The organism is Legionella steelei (assembly GCF_001468005.1).
Classification (GTDB): domain Bacteria; phylum Pseudomonadota; class Gammaproteobacteria; order Legionellales; family Legionellaceae; genus Legionella; species Legionella steelei.
This window is the reverse complement of sequence record NZ_LNYY01000019.1, coordinates 1,469,278-1,486,589: the sequence shown is the minus strand read 5'-3', so window position 1 is coordinate 1,486,589 and position 17,312 is coordinate 1,469,278. Positions and strand designations below refer to the sequence as shown.

The window sequence follows — 17,312 nt, the reverse complement described above, 5'->3', positions numbered from 1 at the left end:
TTAACTCCTATCGTTTTTGAGGATGTCCCACTTTGGGGAATGAAAGTGCGCGCACTAATTTCCCTTCATGGGCAATACAGCCTCGATATTTTCGCCAAACTACAAAGACATAATTTCCATTTCCTGCTTTGTCATCCTCTACACCCATATCGCTAGCATCATTAAAATTGATGTTGCGGTTTCTTGGGTACACTTCCTGCCAGATGATGTTTTTGTTGTGGCCATCAAATATCACATTGGCTACCACGCAATTAGCACCACAAGAATTACTGGTGCTCTGGGTTACATGAAGACTGTTTTTATTGGTCACGATGTCTGCTGCATGAAGGGCTGCAACAACAGATGCTCTAAAGCGTGAGGGCTGCGTGACTCGCATAATCCTTGGGATTTCATGTCCCCACGACTGTGTTGTGGATCCTATGTCATGGTTGAATAATAGATGAGGATGAGTTGCCATATAAGCAATTTCAGCAAGCTCTGTGCGGTCTGACACGGCATCAGCCTCACTGATGTAGTAAGGGGAACCAAAACGTGTTTCAGGTTTATGTGACAAATAAGGGAAACGATAAAGACCTGCGGGGCTGCCAATTACATCAACAACCCGTGTGCGTTCTTCATTGATGTGCATGGCCGAGGTTTGTCCTGCATCATCGCCAAAACCTAGCGCTGAACCAGTCGCTAGTAGATAGGTCTTTTGATACAAGGCTTGGCTTGCCGGATTTTCATAAAGTGCACGTGCTTCAATCCATGGATTGGTTTCGGGGCGATTGGCCACTGTGACAATTAAGTCAGGTAAAAACTGTTCGATTGCAGGAACAGCTACCAGCTTAGGCGGAAGTTTTCCTACTGCCCAAGTACAGGAACCAATTACCTTGTAGTGACTGTTGGTAAAGATCCTGCCTAATACCTTGTTGGCAATACCAAAACTGCTAATAGGACTAGGTGGCTCTATGCTTTCTCTTGCATGGATGGATGAGCTAATCATCATAGAAATAAGCATCATGATTTTTGCTTTGTTTTTTATTTTCGAGAAGGTCGGCAAGCAGTTCAGCGGCTTTAAGTACATCATGTTGTTTCTCCAGGGTATGGCGTTGTGCTTTTTCTGATTTTTCAGTCATTAAAAGAGCAAGCAAGTAGCGAGGTGGAATGACACGAAATAATCCTTGATAACGTGAGCCTAATAAAACCGCTTCTGCATATAAGCCTTTTTGAGAATCAATATCTCTAATTAAGGCTTCTTGTTGTGGAGTTAATGATTTAAAGCGTTTGACATCGCTAATTTCCTTTTCATCAAGGCCTAATAAAATCCAGGTTTCAATTAGCGATAAAATCTTGGTGGCTTTTTCCGAATTCATGTCGGTGACGTTTTGGGTAATAGCAACCAGCCAAAGACCTAACTTTCTGGCTACTTTGGCAACAAGTAAACACACGGTCACCACTGAAGGAATTTGAAATTGCAAATGAGATTCATCAATAAAAAGAAAGGTTGGTCTGTTGTCGTTTTGAGTGGCTTCTGCCATAGCCAATATTCTTGGTAATAAAGACACCATCACTAAAGCGAGCTTCCCGGTATCATCTTTAATCGCGGAGATATCAACATGAAAGATATCAAAATCTCCTAAAGGTTCAGTTGGAACATTAAAAAAGCGTGATTTGGCGCTGTTAATGACATAACTGTTTAATCGGTCGTGCATATCCAAAATACGGTCTTTTTTGCGAGGAACTGTTTCTTTATCCAGTCGCCGTTTAAAGCTACTTACAATGTGCTCAGTTAACATTTGCGGGATATCATGGTTAACAGACGTTAAGATGGCATCACTTAAGACTTCGATTAACAGTGTTTCATCGGCCAGAGTAAATTGCTCTTCTTCCAGTGCATTGGCTTCAGTAATCATGGTACGCAACGCTAAGGCCAGCTCTGCTAGATACGAGCGAGATCCATCATTACAGGCCAACTCTTCTGAGCTGGCTGGCTGTTCGAGATTTTCTTTGATTGTTCTAATTTTTTGCGCAATTAAGGTTGCTTGTTCTGCACTCAGATTGTCCGTGATTTCAGGAATGGCTTTATAAGCTTCACAAAATGGATTTAATGGAACGGCTTCATCTTTTTTATTACTCAGTAATAACTGCTTGGTTTTTTTGCCGTGTGTTTTGGCATGTAGAAGTATACGATCAAAAGAATTTCCCATTTCAAATAGAATGATGCGGGCATTTTTAGTGGCCATCAGCGAATTAATCATCCAGCCAGTAGCCACTGATTTGCCGCCACCGGAATTGGCGAACAAGGCCATGTGGGAGTTTTGGCTGATAAAATCATGATGCAATACATCAAAAAGCACTGGTTCTCCCAAACGATTAAAAAAGGTGAAACAGGGAAGGTGCCTTGCCCCTTGATTACGTCCATACACAGGCAATAAAGAGGCTAATTCGGATGCATACATCAATCGGTCAAAGCGCAAGTATTGGCGAGCATATTGTGGGATGAAATTAAAAGGTAAGGCATTGAGATAACTGTTAATGGGATGAATGTCGAAACAAGAAGAAATCAAAGGCATTTTGGCTTCAATGAATAATTCTTTTAGTTCTTTTTCTATGAGTACTGCCAGGTCTTTTGTGCTGGCACGATAAAAAATGGATTGATTAACCCAAAAGAGACGGTTTCCTATAGACAATTCATCTCGTGCGACTTTAATGTCTTCTCTGACTTGTGTGGGTTTAAGGCTTGTCCCTACTATGCCTTTTTCAAGACGCATGAGATGCGCGTCTAAGGCTTCATCATTTTCAAAGATAACCTGAATGGTATAGGTAGCGCCTTCAGGCAACTTATCTAAAAGCGAATACCGATGTTTGGGATTGGCTTGTGGTTTTTCACGAGATAAAAGACCAATTTCAGGCGCTTCTTTCAGTCCATCAATATAAAGAATACGATGGACCATCTCATCGAACATAAAACCTTGCTCGTCACTTTGTGGTTCATGAAACAAAACATTCTGGCTTAGGGTATAACCTGCCGGTTTTTTGTCTTTAGGATAAGGAAAGCGAGCTAATAGTTCTTCGGGGTTGGCTGCAAACCAACGCACCAACCACTGATAATAATCTTTACCGGTTAGTTGTTTTAGTTGAAGACCAGGTGATAGTAATTTGCTTTCAATCTGAGCCATGACTTCCTGATGCTCAGCAAGTGACTGCTCTCTGGTGGTTTGCGTTTTTTGATAGAGGCGATAAAATAAAACCCTGATTCGTCTTCGTCTGCCACGATAAGGTGCATCGGTTTTGGGATCAACAAACAATCCTTCAGGTCTTGTCATCTTGCAAAACAGATCATCCAACCTTGCCAAATAGTCACGAGTAAAGGACGTTTCAGCAATGTCTGGTGCAATGCTTTGTTGAATATGAGTGAGAACAGGTTTTAAACTGTATTCGTCATTGACATACATTTGCATCACCCAGGGATCTTCTTTGTGCAAAGGGACTACCGTAGCAAAAGTATCTCGAATTTTGTTAAACACAGCGTGTAAATGTTCAGTAGAGGCGGCCTCCGCTGGAATGGACGCTAATTCAAAACCTGAACCAATGCTGACTCCATCATTGAGTAAAAAGAGATTGAGCTCATCATTGAAATCCACCATAGACAATTGATTGGCAAAGGAAGGGTTGTGATTCTCAAATCTTTTTTTTATGTTTTGTTGCGTTAATACTGGTTTATTGGGTTGTCCTAACAGCCAGTCACTTACTTGGCTGAATAATTTCATTATTTACCTCTTAATAGTGCTCGGAAGCTAGTGCAAATTGATTTTGTTTGTAGAGAAAAAAGGCTGTGGTATAGCCTGGTTTTAACAATTGCTCATCACCAATGACAGCCACATGAGGAAACACATAAATCGGAACTTGTGGGTTATCCAAAGGCTTGAACAAATGTTGAATCTCGTTGGACGCATCTCGTGTATACCCTGAATATTTAACCGGCTTGGTCTGCCTTTTAGGTACAGACCAGCCAGGCATGGCTTCGCCAAGGCTTTGCTGATAAAGTTGGTTAACAGTCAATCCTCCTTCGGGAATAGCCGTGGAACCAACTGTCTTTGAGGCGCAAGCACTAAGCACCAAGACGCTACCTAAGGCTAAAATCATGTGCAGTTTGTTGTAAATGGCCATAATCTAATACTCTCCCATTGGTTTCTTTATCAAGGTTGATGGTTTGTGTGACGTGAAATGAAAGCTGTGTCGGTCTGTATCCTTGAGATGCTGGAACAAAAACCATATCGAAGCTGCCTTGAATGCGTTTTTCCAGCCAATCAGCAGCTTTGACTGTTCCCTGGGAAAGCGCACCACCCAATGCATAATTGCCCATAGAGCCGGTAGGTGTGCCTGTCGCACCATTGGCATTGGCGGTATAGGTCATTTGCCACTGGGAAAGTGCATTACTAAACCCTTTAATCCCATCGGAAGCCACAAGTGCCGCAAGTACTCTTGGAGCATTAGTAAAATACTGGCCTTTAATGCAGGGATTACCAAAAGCGGTGGTGAGATAACCTAAACTTTCGTTATTGACCATTTCAGCTGTTCCAGTCATTTGCTCTTTACCCATGGTCACAAAATGGCCGTCATCAAAAACAAACAATGCAGAGGTTACATAGGCTCGAACACAGCTGATGTTATCTAGAAAAGAACCAACACCGATTGCATAACCATTAACTTTCATACCTGAAATATTGGGAGGTAAAGGGATACCATTAGCAGCCATTAAATCACCACGATTAATAATGGCTGAGAAGGGAAATAAAGGCTGCATGAGTTTGCCTTCAACTGGCACCTCACCAATCAGTGCCGATAACAAGGTAGTTCTGCCTAAATCAGAGCCTGCTGGAATGGTGTAATAGGGAATACTTTTTTTATCTTTACTGTTTAAAGCCGCTGTTTTAACTTTTTGGGTTAATGCTTGCTTTTTTTTCTTTAATCCCTCCCAATAGGCTTGTTCATTAGGATTGTTTTCACGTTTCATTAATAAAGCATCGATGTCCTTAACTCTTTGTTCTTTTGTAAGAGTCGATTCTTCATTGATGGTGTAGGATTGAAAGTTTTGTTGGGATTCCTGACTGGTTTTGACATTGGCCAATTCGGATTTTAGTTGTTCTATTTCTTTAATCATCTCAGGATTATAAGAATCCTGCACATTTTCTTTTTTGCCTCTGAGTTGCTTGTTTTCCGATTCAAGACTGGAAAGTTTCTTTTCGGTTTCCTGTAGTCTTGCAGCAACATCACGGATGTTGTCATTAAATTGGCTGGCAATAGCTTCATTCAGATTATTGGGATCGTGGTGAGTGACTTCGGGTTCACGGTCATGATGTTTGCTGTTCATCATAATGAGTGCAACAACCGCGATCACCGTGCCAGTCAATACTTTAAGTCCAGTATTCTTTTTCATCGCACATACTCCTGACTTGCAGAAAGAGCTATACCAAAGGGTCTGTCTGATACCAGAAATACCGTGGTGGACTCTTTCTTGCTACGAGGTGATAAAGTGTTGGTTGGGTAAAAGGTAGCGGTTTGCCAGTTACCCATCATTTGGCGAGGATCAATAACTATTTCCTTGCTCAACAGATTTTTCAACTCTACCGCAGTCACATAAAAAGCTCCTCCATGCCATGAAATCAATGGTCTTGCTTCAATACTGGCACCGTAAAAAAGGCTTACTTGTTTTCGGGTTTGCATAGGCACACGCCCCACGCCATCAGGGATCACCAACAGTCTTTGTGGGGCATACAAGGATTGGATGGCAAAGCGCGTCAGTGTTACTGCATTTAAATCCAGAGGATTGGCCACCTCTTGAGGGGAGCTGGTACTTTCTTTTGATTCCAAAAGCACTTCTATTGGTTTTACATCATGGGTTTTATCATTAACGCTTAAGTTTAAGATAATGACTTCACCTTGAGGCATGAGCTGCACCAAGAGCCTTTTGTTTTTAAAAACGTCCTTGCCTTTCAGATATAAAGCATCCTGAATTTTCAAAAGCGCGATTTGGGAAGCTGCTTCATTATCTACAATACTAATGGCTTGAGGAAAATGGATGAGCCTTTCCTCATTCAAGGATAGTTCGACAGGGATGGGTGTTTTATCCCACAAGACATGTTCTGCATCCCGAGCTATCGCGTATTGGCAGCTAATTAAGGCAATTATGGTGAGTAACCATTTAGTTGTTGTCATGTTGTGTACCTCTTCTATTGGTTGCCAATAAATCGGTGATTAGTTTTTCTGGTTGGGTATAACCATCCAATGCCAGTTGAAAAGGATTTTGTAAGCGTGAGAGATTGACCTTGACCACACGCACATGGTAGTCCACAATCTTGTCTGCAATGACCATGGGGCTATCGTCTTTTAAGCGTTGGGTAATGCGTAAAACCAGATGAACTTCCCATGTGTTATGAGCGATTACTTTGACATCTTCGTTTTCCATAAACCGATAAAGACTTGCTACTTGTATGCGATTAAAAAGTTGAGCATCTTTATAAGCTATCAAGGTTTTATCCATTAATGCCTGATGTCGTGGAGTGAAGTAGTAATGAAAGCCTGAAAGATTAGTAGCAAATTCTTTTTTACCACCTTGTGACCAGGTGTTTAAGGTGGGTAGCAGTGTGGCAACAAAACCCTGAACGTACTCTTTGGGTATGGCGTTTTCCTTGACTAATCCACCATTACTACTCATAGAAGGTGTTAGCCAAAATTCAAAACGATTGGGTATTTTAGCTAGCGTAATGATCAGGCCAAATACAATCAAAATGAGTACGAATACAAAGGCTAATAACAACCGATTGATATGATTTAAACTGTCCACTTTTTTCCAGTAATGAAACATAAAATTACCTCACCAGTCTTGATTTTTGCCAGACACCTTGATGGTGAATGTAGGGCGAGTGTCTTAACCCCCACTTTGCCATCAACAACACGGTTTTTTTCATTAAATAGCCATGCGGTTTACCCGCTTTAATGGCAGCTGCTCGTTTAGGGCAAAAAGTAATGGATACAATAAAACCAACAATGAAACCAATACATCCGAAGGCCAACGGATAGCCAATAAAAAGTCCTGCCAAAGCACATCCCATGCTAATTAGTGGTGTTGTTACCACCACTATCCAGAAAAGCTCTCTTAGGCTTAGCCCTTTATAGGCTTCATAATCAAACGACAGATGACGTGAGGAGGGTTGATTCATGAATCCCCCTAAATCTTGAATTTGGTAATCATGCTGTAGCCGACATAACCTGCTACAATACTGATGGCAAGATAAGTAATCCCCATCACCGCAAACGTACCAAAGGCCACCATAGAACCATCATTTTTCTTGGATTCTTCAATGCCATGCTGAATGGTGGTGATGAATTTAATAAAACTCATGACAGCAGCAATAAAAAGCAATAATCCCAGGCCTTGGCGAACATAGTTACCTGTAACTGTCATCATGCTTTTATTACCATCACTGATGTCATCGGCATTAGAGATTTTTGGAAACCAGTTGTCGGCAAACAATGCAGGCGCATAATTTAAAGTAATGAGTCCTGCACCCATTCGTTGCCCCCATTTTTTGACACCTGCAATTGACTTTTTCATGATTAATTCCCCTTAACGATTAAAATTAGAATGAATAAACAAAACCCAAGAACAATGCGGATTAAGCGGGAACCTAGAATGATAAGAAATCCTTCTTGTTCTTTTTCTGTATTGCCCATGAATTGATTAATGCACCAAATAAGGCCAATAATGACTAGCATGATGGCGACAAATCGGATGCTGCTTGAGTAGGCGCTTGCAGATGTATCGCCCGCAGCTTGTTTAAAACTGGAAGCAAAAGTTTTGGCAATATCTACTTTGCTCATAGTCACTTTCCTATAAAATCCAACGCTAACGGCTTGATGGTTTTAGGTTCAATGGCTGGTTTATTGATGTAATCAATCAGCGCATTACGAATGGATAGTAAATCGGTACGAAGGCCTGGGTGTGTCTTTCCATCAGATCCTTCAAAATGTTCTATATGCAATTGGATGCGGGTATTAGGCTCAATTTCAGTTTTTGCTTCATCAAGCAAAGGCATGATGGCATTAATCTGATTAATTATTCTGACCAGCGTTTGGTTGAGTGCATCGTCACTCGCATGAGAGGCCATTGGCAGACTTAATATGAGTAATAACAATAATCGTTTCATGTTTTTCTCCTACAAATATTTTTTAAATCGACTTGCGGTGATTGAAACCATGATGCCTAACAATAGGCTTGCAGGTACAAAAACAAAGGCAGGCGTGATGCTTATGGGCAGCGCAAGCCATAAGCTTAATAACAGTAAAAGGCCTCGCTTGGCGTGGCGATTGAGTTGGTGAAAGACATAGGATGATTCACGGCCTAATGATGCGGTGCGGATAGCGCGTTGATTTAACCCATCAACCAGTCCAACCACGACCATTAATAAAAACAGAGGGATAGCCGAAATCAGAATAACCAGTTTGATGAACATTACTTGAGTAGTTAATCCCATCAGTAACCAAACTTGATTGGCAATTAGGATAAAATCTTGTGCTATTTCATTTAAATCGTTGGTTTCATCAGGCATCACCTCATCCAGCCCTTTTTTAATCAGGGAGCCTGTTTGCGCCGCTTTGCTGGCAACACCTTGAGTAGGAATGGTTTTTAACCAGGATTTAATAGTGTTAGCAACCATCACTCCGTTAAATGCGGTAATTGCTTGCGTTTGTTTTTGAGAAAGTGTGGTAACTGAACTAAACGCTTTTTCAAATCCTAAACAGCACCAAAGACTGGATACCCAACCCATAAGGATTAACCAGCCTAATAAAACAAGCAGCATAAAACTCATGACCGTTTTTTTGGAGGGTTTGGGCGTTGCAGTCCTTATTGCCATAATTCTTCCCCAAAGAAAGCGAGCGGGTAATGGGTTTCTTGAAAAAGCTCCATTAAGTCATCAACGTTCGCCGGTAATAGAGGCGCTTTGGTGAGGTGTTGTAACGCTTGAAGTTGTTCACTGGTATTAATGTTGGCGACAAAGCCCAAGGCTTGTGCTTCTTCCAGCCTTTTCGCGTTTTTTTGCAACCATTGGTAAGAGTCCGTATCATCCCCAATGATGAACACAGGGTTTGAGAATTTAACGAGTGTGAGTGTTCGCTTTTCTACTTTGCCAGTAGTGGCTTTACTTGATACGGGCAGTCTTGCATCCAACTTTTCTTGTAGTTTTAAAGATTCTTCGGTGATCTGAGCTTGGCTTTCTTTAATGAATTGCTCCATGTTAATGGCTTGCCAGGCATAGCAGGAGGTAATCATCAACAATCCAAAGAGTATGGCAGACTTTTTCATATTAAAACCTCCCCAAATCCACAATACTGGAATGACCGTTTTGGGAGAGTAGCAACATCGGTAGTGGCTTTTTGATCTTGAGGGATTGGTAGCTTAGTTCGCCGTGGTTAAGGGTAATACGGCCACCATTTACAAGATGTTGTGGTATTTGATGTTGATTTGCCCAGATTTGGATGGTCGTATCATTCATGTCCAGTAACATCAGATGCAACCGTGCATTTGGTGTTTGCTCTATGGCATCAAAGAGCATCAGCAAAATGGTTTTTACAGCATCTTGTTCTTTGATAAAGAAATACAGTGTATCCCCCTGGCTTAATTGCACCGGTTTGTGGGCATAGGGTGAATAAGGAGATGGGTCAAAATCACCAACCACAGGGACATTAACAAACAACTCGTTATAGGTCTTGTAAAAAGCATTGTTCCAGGCAATATTCTTAGCTACTTTCTGGGCTTCCTGTCTTGCTGCTAATTCTGCAAAATGGTTGCGTTCAGTTTCATTTCTGGCGTTAATACCCAGAATATCAATAGGAGTTTGTCTTAAGCCTTTGTAGTAGAATTTACTTTTATTTTGCATGAGCAGGACATAACGTTTTTCTTCCTCAGCTGTTAATCCCCACACTTTAGCTTCATGCAATTGGGTATCGGTCAGTGTAATTTTATTGATGTCTTGCTCTGAGGTCAGCTCGTCTTCATTAACCGTTAACCCTGTTTTTGCCAATGTTTTATCTTCAATGGCAAAGTGATTTAAGGGCTGTTGATTTAATCCTGGAATAGTCAGATCAGCATGTACTGCATGACAGGCTAATATTGGAATCAGGAAAGCAGAATACTTAAGCATCAGATTCCCCCTGCAATACATCCATCTTCACCACAACATGCTCTTTATTACCATTTTCCAATTCCATGCGTTGTAGACCGAAGTCAATACTTAATACTGTCCAGCCAGCTAATTGGTCGCTTTTTTCCAAAGGCACTGTCTTAAAGTTATAAGCCACTGTAGCCACACTGACTTGCTGAATGCTGTCTATACTGATGACTTTAAACGGTAAGGTGTTAATGGGCAGGTATTTAATGGGATGCTGCTTTTTATCCAAAGACCTCACCATTTCACGCAAGACATCCAACTTTTGTGTTAATTCAGTACGATTATCATTGATCAGGCGATTAATATCTGTTTCGTTATGATTTTTGAGCTGTTCAATCAAGGAGGTCAGTTTATGAAAATCCTGGTTAATCGCGGTTAAATCTACTGTCTCAACGGGCTTTTTAACTTCCTCGTGCAAAGCACCAAGCTGTGCTTGTAACGTATCAAGACGATGTGAAATAACATCTGAATCATTCACCTTATTTGTTGGAAAACAGTTAATGCCAACAATGACAACCGCCAAACCTAAACCTGCTGACAATAAATACTTTAAGGTTGTTGCGCGATTGATCATGATTTACCCCCATTTCGCACTCCAGCTTTTAATTTGAAATTTACCTGCCTTAATAAGGGATCTTCGATCAAGGCAAAGGACTGTTGGCCAACAAGGACTTCAAGTCCGTCTTTAACAGTCAATGGGCCGAGGTTTCTATCAATCTGAGGTAAGGCTTGGTGCATGACGGTTTGTAGGCTTACAGGTTGCTTTTCTTTCAATACCAGAGAAAACCCTGAAAACTTCAACCACCATTCAACTGCCTGACCTATGGTTTGTACTTCTTGAGGAAAATGGACTTGTTGAATGGCAATGAGTGGATTGATCTGGGCTGCTAATGGTTTATTAGCAACAGTCGCGTAGCGGTTTACTTGAGTAACATTAGCTGCCATAGAATAAAAGGCTGCCATGCTAAGTACGCCAATTATAGAGAGTTGAGCATTTATTTTCATTTTGGTTCCTCTATATCGATGTTTTGAGGATTGCTTTGTTTTCTTAAAAAAATTTCTTTTCTATCAACATCAATATGAGCTGGAGCTTTAATGCCCAAAGCGACCACGCCTCTACGTTGATAAATGACATGTATTTCAATCTGTCCTTTATCGATCACTATTTGCTCACCTTTTTTTCTTGTCAGTACCAACATTATTTTTCTCCGGTTATTTTTATTTCATGTTTAAGATTGCTTTTATTTTTTTTAGATGTGCGTTGGCAACAACAGGGTCACAAGGTTTATAAGGTTCTCTGTGAAAACACTGTTTTTTTCTGGCTGATAGTTGCTTGCAACACTCAATAAATTGCGCCAGCGCAGGCGGCATTTCGCGGTTTTTAAGACACTCATCAATTGCTTGATCAATTAACTGCACATCGAATCCTTCTAGTGCTTTTGACCATTCTTGACGTGCAAAATTTGAATAAGCTTCATTCTTGAATTGGCTACGCCATATGTGTCCATAAAAGGTTGAAAATTTCAGAAACAGTTTGTTGACTTGCTCAATGCAATTTCCAGAGGTTTTGGAACTCGGAGTCACTGAAACTTGGGCTTTCACGCAACTCTGTAGTCCTGATGCTGTTTGTAGATGATGCGTATTTACGATTTGTTTCATGGATTGCATAGTCATTCTCCTTGGCTTCAAGGTTTGTTGATGTTGTTTCCCAGCATCGCTGTGTTAACCAATTTGCTGGATACTTCCAGGACGGAACCCAAACGCCTTCGGCGCGTTTTTTTGTCTCAAGTTGAATTTGTTCGGTTAAGCGGGCTATGATTTGCTGGACTAAGCTCTGAGAGGGCTTTAGTTTTTTAAATACCTCAAAAGCGTTTTCTTTTTCTTTTTTCAGAGGGTACAGATCCCAGAAGGTATTAAAGGCTTGTGAGAAAGAAATAAAAAAATAATTATTATTATCTTGAGGAGTGGCGGGTTCATCCTTTGGGGTTGTGTCGGGATCTAGTCTATTCGTATCGGATTTTGTTGAATCTAATAGACTTTTTTGTGGTTTTTGAGGTGCGCTATAGTCATGTGCTTTTATGGCGGCTTTATTATAAGCAGAATCATGCCTGTCCAGTAATAAACAACGTAAAACAAGCTTCCTTTCCCAAGACTGAATTTGAATTAATCCAGCCTTCTCAAGCCCTTTCAAAGCACGTCGCAATTGATCTTTACTTGGACTACCGCTTTTAATACCAGAGTGAGGTTCTATGTAAAGTGCTTCACTCAATGATTGATAACTAATACCACGACGAATACCGACTAACCCTGTTTTGTAATCAACGTAGGGTTTAATGCCTTGAAGATAAGTTAATTGTTGTAGATAAGGTAAACCACTGAGTGCGGAAAGCTCCTGATGGGTGATAATAAAAAATTCCATAGCATGACCTATTATCAATGAATAAAAAAGAAAAAATAAAACAGGATGTGATTTTTAAATAAATTTATGATTAAATATGATAAGTATCACTAATTTATAAAACACAAAATGTTTTTATAAATTCATAATATAAAACGAAACGTGTTTTTGTCAATGGGTATGTCTCATTTTTTTGAAGGATCACAATGGATATTAGAGAACAAATAGGTAATCGTATTACCAAAGCTCGTAAAGAACTGGGTATTACGATTAAAGAATTAGCAGAAAGAACAATAGAACTATCTCCTGCAAGAATCAGTAATTGGGAGCAAGGAACACGAAGCCCTGGGCCATTGGAGGCTAAATTGCTTGCTAATCAGTTAAATGTGTCTGCTTCTTACTTGTTATGCTTAACGGATAATCCGCAAGGTGATTTGATTCAGAATCCTGAAAATAAGTTTCGGCATATCCCTATATTGAGTATGAAAGAAGCCCCCCATGCCAGAGAAATTTTAGGGCAACAAGAACCCTTTATTTTTGAAAAAACAATTTTGGTTGATTCACTGAATCCCTCGATTAAAAGCTCGACCTTATTTGCCACCTCAGTGGACGATAGCAGCATGCAACCGGAGCTTAATCCAGGAGATATGGTAGTTATTGATGGAGATTTACAACCTAATCCAGGCCACTATGTTTTAGTTTATTTAACTCAGAAAAAACAGACGGTATTACGCCGATATGGAGAAGCAGATGGTTGTCACTTTCAGTTATTAGCATGTAGTGACTTATGGGCAACAGTCAGTATCAAGGATGCTCAAGAGGCTCAGATAATAGGGGTCGTTGTAGAAATTAGAAAGTATCTGCGGTGATTTTTGGTAGAGCTTTCAAGAATAGAGAACTCATTTGATGTATTATAATTTAAAAGGAAAAACGGCCTTAATTACTGGCGCTTCTAGTGGTTTAGGTGAACGTATGGCTTTTGTATTAGCTGAGCATGGAGTCAAGGTGATTTTGATTGCCAGAAGGCAGGAAGCATTAGACGCTATTAAGAAGCAAATTCCCAATAGCTCATTTTATATTATGGATGTTGCAGACAAGAAGTCAGTACGCGCTACCTTCCAACAGATTGAAGAAGATCAACATCGAATTGATATTTGTATCAATAATGCAGGTATTGCCAAACTAACACCCCTATTTGAAACATCAGATCACGAAGATTTTGAGCGCATAGTAGAAACCAATCTGATAGGTACTTGGTATGTCACCCAATCTATTGCAGCACATATGAAAAAACACTCTATTGCAGGGTCAATTATTAATGTATCTAGCGTCAATGGGGCTAATAAACTCCGAGAAGAATTGACTGGTTATGCCGTTTCAAAAGCGGCAGTTATTCAAATGACCAAGGCACTAGTGGGAGAACTATCAAAGGTCAATATTCGTATCAATTGCATTGCTCCTGGACTATTTCATACTCCTTTGACCAATTACAAGTTAAATACTGTTGAGACAAAAGAAGAGATGGCTCAAATGATTCCATTACAGTTTGTAGGATCTCCTGCTGATCTTGATGGTACGATTCTTTATTTAGCCTCTAATGATGCTTCAAGATATGTTACAGGCAGCTGTCTAGTCATTGATGGCGGTGTCTCTTGGGGTGGTTCATGACGATTTTTTTTCGCAGCTTATCAGAGCAGGATTTTCCACTTCTTTTAAAGTGGTTAGAAACTCCTCATGTTAAAACCTGGTGGGATAGTGATGTGGTTTGGACAATGGACAAAATCACCCGAAAATACGGCAGCTATTTAAATCAATATAAGATAGAGAATGGAAAGAAAAAATCCATCTTTGCTTTTATTATCCTGCTGGATGAACAGCCTATAGGATACATTCAGTATTATGATGTCTGTGATTTTCTTAACCTACCTGCTGATAAGGCTTTTGATTTCCAAAAAAGTGCAGCTATTGATTTCTATCTTGGTGAAAAATCAATTTTGGGACAAGGGCTTGGCAGTGTGGCATTAAAGCAATTTGTGCAGAATATTGTTTTTCAGCAATTTGATACAGCGCTAGTCACACCAGATATTAAGAATCACAGTGCAATCGCCTGTTATCAAAAGGCAGGATTTATGCCTTGCTTAACAAAAGAAGAAGCCCATGAGCTATGGTTAATCGCAAAAAAGGAAGTATCTCATGTCCACTAATCAACTCAATGAACTTAAAAATACTATATCGTTAGTGCATGGTAATGTGGGAAAACAATGGTGGCAGAGATTACCTCAATTTCTTGAAAACCTTGCTCATATACAGGGGCTTACTTTATTGAGCCCGTTTGAGCATTTAAGTTTCAACTACGTGCTTCCAGTTTTAGGTTCAAAAGGTGAAGAATGGGTATTAAAAGTCAGCGTTCCCCATGATGAATTTTCGAGAGAAATTCACGCATTAAAGCATTTTAATGGTAGAGGTTCCGCTCGCTTAATTGCTGCAAATCCTGAAGAAGGTTGGATGCTTATTGAGCGCTTTTTGCCTGGAACACGATTAGTTGATGTTCTGGATGAAAAACAATCCATCCCCATTGCAGTCGGTGTCATGCAGCGCTTGTGGTCACCAGTTACAGAACCACAGCTCTTTATTCCGTTAGAAGAATGGCTCCGAAGTTTGAAGCAACTTAATACCCAAGCATCATTACAACAATTGGTCAGCAAGAAACTCAGGGATTTTGTGATCAGTCGTGCAAAAGAACTTTTATCAAATCCAGGTGAGCCAGTTCTGTTGCATGGTGATCTGCATCACTACAACATTTTACAGCACCAATCAGAATGGTTGGCTATCGATCCTAAAGGGATTATTGGCGAAAGGGAGTTTGAGATAGGTGCTTTTTTAAGAAATCCGTTCTGCGTAGTTGAAGATCCGCTTGAAACCAAAGAACTAGCACGCAACCTGGATTGGGTAATTGATTTGACCGCATTTAATCGGGAACGAGTCTTAAGCTGGTGTATTATTCAAGCCATTTTATGTGTTTGTTGGTATGTTGAGGATACTATGCTTGAAAAAGCGGGTCAGCTCACGGCTTATGCCGAAAGATTGTATACATTAATTTAATTTGGAAAACAGATGTTACCAGAAATAGAAACAGAACGGTTGATTTTAAGAGCTCCAAAGCTTGGAGATGAAAAGCCACTTAACCAAGCAATTAATCGCTCATTACCTGAACTACAGCGGTGGATGCCATGGGCAAACGATCCAAGTATGCAGCCAACTATTCGTTATGTTAAGGAGGGTATTACCAGCTGGGGATTGGATGTTCCTCGTGATTTTCCAATGGTGATTATTCATAAAGAATCACAACACATTATTGGAGCCAGTGGTTTTAATGATCGCTCTAAACCAGAAGTACCTCTATTTGAAATTGGTTATTGGTTAGAGACTGCGTTTACAGGTCAAGGACTTGCTACAGAAATGGTACACGCATTGACCCGTTTTGCATTTGAATCGTTCAAAGCGGCTCGTGTTCAAATTGTGACACAGGTAGGTAATGAGGCCAGTCGGCGAGTTGCTGAAAAATGTGGATTTATTTTAGAGGCGACACTTAAAAATTATTGTGTGGATTCTTTATCTGGAAAACCTTCGGATGATTGGATTTTTGTACGTTTCACAGAATAAATGATGATTTAACTCAAGTGACTTACGAGAGATAAGATGAAGTTAACCTATGAATCTGAGCCAAGACCAGAAGATATCGATTTTTTAAGTCAAGGTATTTCTGAGTACGCTTATTTAAAAAAAGGGCAGCAGCCTATAGAAGCCTTTGCTTTTTTTATGCGCGATACAGATGAGCTTATTATTGGTGGATGTAATGGCAGTATGTATTATGGCTGTCTCTACATTGATCAATTATGGGTGGATGAACGTTACAGGAAACAAGGAATAGGAAAGCAATTGATTGAAGCGAGTGAGTGTTTGGGAAAAGAAAAAAAATGTCGTTTTTCTACCATTAACACTATGGATGGGAGGCTTTAGGTTTTTATCAAAAACTAGGATATCAAGTTGAGTTTCAACGTGATGGGTATGAACATCATTCAACGTTATATTTTTTAATTAAGGAGTTTAATAATGCAGCTAAGTCCGATTGAATTATTAAACACTTGGATTGAAGAAGAAAAATCCATGGGTGCTCAATACGCACAACATGCCGTATTGTCATCACATGGATTAGATGGTGCACCTCATGGCCGCATCGTAGCCATCCGTGAAATAACAAACGACTGGGTTTTATTTTTTACCCAAAAAAGAACGAGAAAAGTACTTGAGATAAAGAATAATAATCAGGTAGCCCTTACCTTTTGGTTTGAGCGTTATGCACGAGAAGTCATTGTGGAAGGGGAAGCAAACCTTCTATCAGAAGAGCAAAATGCGCATTATTGGGATTCCTATCCCCAATGGGCTCAAATACGCTTTTGCAGTTATGCCCCAACATCAGGGGAGCCGATTGATAATAAGCAACTATTAGAAGATAAGAGGCGAAATTTGGAACAGTCCTCTAAAGATACTGTTTTACCTTGTTCGTCTGATTATTGCGGTATTGCAATTAAGCCTAAACGATTTGTTTTTTATAGCTACCGCTTGGATGAGTTATCTGATGTTTGGGAGTATTTAATTGATAATAATACAACCATACAAAGACGATTATCGCCTTGAAG

Annotated in this window: 25 protein-coding genes; 7 read left to right on the top strand and 18 right to left on the bottom strand. The window is 40.1% G+C overall.

The genetic code is table 11. From position 1 onward, the window contains the following. Positions 1-7: 7 nt before the first annotated feature. From Lste_RS10835 to Lste_RS10750, 18 genes are all read right to left on the bottom strand, one after another. On the bottom strand, positions 8-1,003 hold the full coding sequence (locus tag Lste_RS10835) for a TIGR03756 family integrating conjugative element protein (protein WP_019349532.1): 996 nt from the start codon (positions 1,001-1,003) through the stop codon (positions 8-10). Further along, complete coding sequence (locus Lste_RS10830) at positions 978-3,752, bottom strand: conjugative transfer ATPase (RefSeq protein ID WP_019349533.1); 2,775 nt, start codon at positions 3,750-3,752, stop codon at positions 978-980. Before Lste_RS10830 ends, Lste_RS10835 begins: the two co-directional genes overlap by 26 nt. Positions 3,753-3,762: 10 nt before the next feature. Further along, a complete protein-coding gene (locus Lste_RS10825; protein WP_019349534.1) occupies positions 3,763-4,152 on the bottom strand; it encodes a TIGR03751 family conjugal transfer lipoprotein in 390 nt (129 codons plus the stop codon). Further along, a complete protein-coding gene (locus Lste_RS10820) occupies positions 4,109-5,422 on the bottom strand; it encodes a TIGR03752 family integrating conjugative element protein (RefSeq protein ID WP_019349535.1) in 1,314 nt (437 codons plus the stop codon). Before Lste_RS10820 ends, Lste_RS10825 begins: the two co-directional genes overlap by 44 nt. Next, the gene (locus Lste_RS10815) at positions 5,419-6,201 is read right to left on the bottom strand and encodes a TIGR03749 family integrating conjugative element protein (RefSeq protein ID WP_019349536.1); all 783 of its coding nucleotides are present in this window, start codon (positions 6,199-6,201) and stop codon (positions 5,419-5,421) included. Before Lste_RS10815 ends, Lste_RS10820 begins: the two co-directional genes overlap by 4 nt. Continuing rightward, positions 6,188-6,850, bottom strand: coding sequence for a DUF2895 family protein (locus Lste_RS10810; protein WP_019349537.1), 663 nt, complete (start codon positions 6,848-6,850; stop codon positions 6,188-6,190). The genes Lste_RS10815 and Lste_RS10810 overlap by 14 nt, the downstream gene beginning before the upstream one ends. 4 nt (positions 6,851-6,854) lie before the next feature. Then, positions 6,855-7,205, bottom strand: coding sequence for a TIGR03750 family conjugal transfer protein (locus Lste_RS10805; protein ID WP_011947241.1), 351 nt, complete (start codon positions 7,203-7,205; stop codon positions 6,855-6,857). Positions 7,206-7,213: 8 nt separating this feature from the next. Then, complete coding sequence (locus Lste_RS10800; protein WP_019349538.1) at positions 7,214-7,600, bottom strand: hypothetical protein; 387 nt, start codon at positions 7,598-7,600, stop codon at positions 7,214-7,216. Between the two features lie 2 nt (positions 7,601-7,602). Beyond that, positions 7,603-7,866, bottom strand: a complete 264-nt coding sequence (locus Lste_RS10795) for a hypothetical protein (RefSeq protein WP_019349539.1) — start codon at positions 7,864-7,866, stop codon at positions 7,603-7,605. A gap of 2 nt (positions 7,867-7,868) precedes the next feature. Then, positions 7,869-8,192 (bottom strand): hypothetical protein, encoded by a 324-nt coding sequence (locus Lste_RS10790; RefSeq protein WP_019349540.1) that lies wholly within the window; start codon positions 8,190-8,192, stop codon positions 7,869-7,871. Between the two features lie 9 nt (positions 8,193-8,201). After that, positions 8,202-8,900: a TIGR03747 family integrating conjugative element membrane protein gene (locus tag Lste_RS10785; RefSeq protein ID WP_019349541.1), complete on the bottom strand. Its 699-nt coding sequence runs from the start codon at positions 8,898-8,900 to the stop codon at positions 8,202-8,204. Further along, positions 8,891-9,349 (bottom strand): integrating conjugative element protein, encoded by a 459-nt coding sequence (locus tag Lste_RS10780; protein ID WP_019349542.1) that lies wholly within the window; start codon positions 9,347-9,349, stop codon positions 8,891-8,893. The genes Lste_RS10785 and Lste_RS10780 overlap by 10 nt, the downstream gene beginning before the upstream one ends. Before the next feature lies 1 nt (position 9,350). Then, positions 9,351-10,187, bottom strand: coding sequence for a TIGR03759 family integrating conjugative element protein (locus Lste_RS10775; RefSeq protein WP_019349543.1), 837 nt, complete (start codon positions 10,185-10,187; stop codon positions 9,351-9,353). After that, entirely contained in the window at positions 10,180-10,788 is a 609-nt protein-coding gene (locus tag Lste_RS10770; protein WP_019349544.1) for a hypothetical protein, read from the bottom strand. The genes Lste_RS10775 and Lste_RS10770 overlap by 8 nt, the downstream gene beginning before the upstream one ends. After that, positions 10,785-11,219, bottom strand: a complete 435-nt coding sequence (pilL2, locus tag Lste_RS10765; protein ID WP_019349545.1) for a PFGI-1 class ICE element type IV pilus protein PilL2 — start codon at positions 11,217-11,219, stop codon at positions 10,785-10,787. Before pilL2 ends, Lste_RS10770 begins: the two co-directional genes overlap by 4 nt. Then, positions 11,216-11,413: a carbon storage regulator gene (locus Lste_RS10760; RefSeq protein WP_019349546.1), complete on the bottom strand. Its 198-nt coding sequence runs from the start codon at positions 11,411-11,413 to the stop codon at positions 11,216-11,218. Before Lste_RS10760 ends, pilL2 begins: the two co-directional genes overlap by 4 nt. A gap of 19 nt (positions 11,414-11,432) precedes the next feature. Beyond that, positions 11,433-11,633, bottom strand: a complete 201-nt coding sequence (locus Lste_RS19605) for a hypothetical protein (RefSeq protein ID WP_231294590.1) — start codon at positions 11,631-11,633, stop codon at positions 11,433-11,435. A gap of 127 nt (positions 11,634-11,760) precedes the next feature. Then, the gene (locus Lste_RS10750; protein ID WP_019349548.1) at positions 11,761-12,633 is read right to left on the bottom strand and encodes a hypothetical protein; all 873 of its coding nucleotides are present in this window, start codon (positions 12,631-12,633) and stop codon (positions 11,761-11,763) included. A 185-nt stretch (positions 12,634-12,818) separates the two neighbouring features. Between Lste_RS10750 and Lste_RS10745 the strand changes: the two genes are divergently transcribed. The 7 genes from Lste_RS10745 to Lste_RS10715 all read left to right on the top strand — a co-directional run bounded on the left by Lste_RS10745 (position 12,819) and on the right by Lste_RS10715 (position 17,310). Beyond that, positions 12,819-13,481, top strand: a complete 663-nt coding sequence (locus Lste_RS10745; RefSeq protein WP_019349549.1) for a LexA family transcriptional regulator — start codon at positions 12,819-12,821, stop codon at positions 13,479-13,481. A 37-nt stretch (positions 13,482-13,518) separates the two neighbouring features. Beyond that, on the top strand, positions 13,519-14,280 hold the full coding sequence (locus tag Lste_RS10740) for an SDR family NAD(P)-dependent oxidoreductase (RefSeq protein WP_019349550.1): 762 nt from the start codon (positions 13,519-13,521) through the stop codon (positions 14,278-14,280). Further along, on the top strand, positions 14,277-14,816 hold the full coding sequence (locus Lste_RS10735) for a GNAT family N-acetyltransferase (protein ID WP_019349551.1): 540 nt from the start codon (positions 14,277-14,279) through the stop codon (positions 14,814-14,816). Before Lste_RS10740 ends, Lste_RS10735 begins: the two co-directional genes overlap by 4 nt. Further along, positions 14,806-15,714 carry an aminoglycoside phosphotransferase family protein gene (locus Lste_RS10730; protein WP_019349552.1) on the top strand — a complete coding sequence of 303 codons (909 nt, stop codon included), beginning with the start codon at positions 14,806-14,808 and terminating at the stop codon, positions 15,712-15,714. The genes Lste_RS10735 and Lste_RS10730 overlap by 11 nt, the downstream gene beginning before the upstream one ends. 12 nt (positions 15,715-15,726) lie before the next feature. After that, the gene (locus tag Lste_RS10725) at positions 15,727-16,275 is read left to right on the top strand and encodes a GNAT family N-acetyltransferase (protein ID WP_019349553.1); all 549 of its coding nucleotides are present in this window, start codon (positions 15,727-15,729) and stop codon (positions 16,273-16,275) included. A 36-nt stretch (positions 16,276-16,311) separates the two neighbouring features. After that, positions 16,312-16,632: a GNAT family N-acetyltransferase gene (locus Lste_RS10720; protein WP_019349554.1), complete on the top strand. Its 321-nt coding sequence runs from the start codon at positions 16,312-16,314 to the stop codon at positions 16,630-16,632. A gap of 93 nt (positions 16,633-16,725) precedes the next feature. Then, complete coding sequence (locus Lste_RS10715) at positions 16,726-17,310, top strand: pyridoxamine 5'-phosphate oxidase family protein (protein ID WP_019349555.1); 585 nt, start codon at positions 16,726-16,728, stop codon at positions 17,308-17,310. The last annotated feature ends 2 nt before the right edge of the window (positions 17,311-17,312 follow it).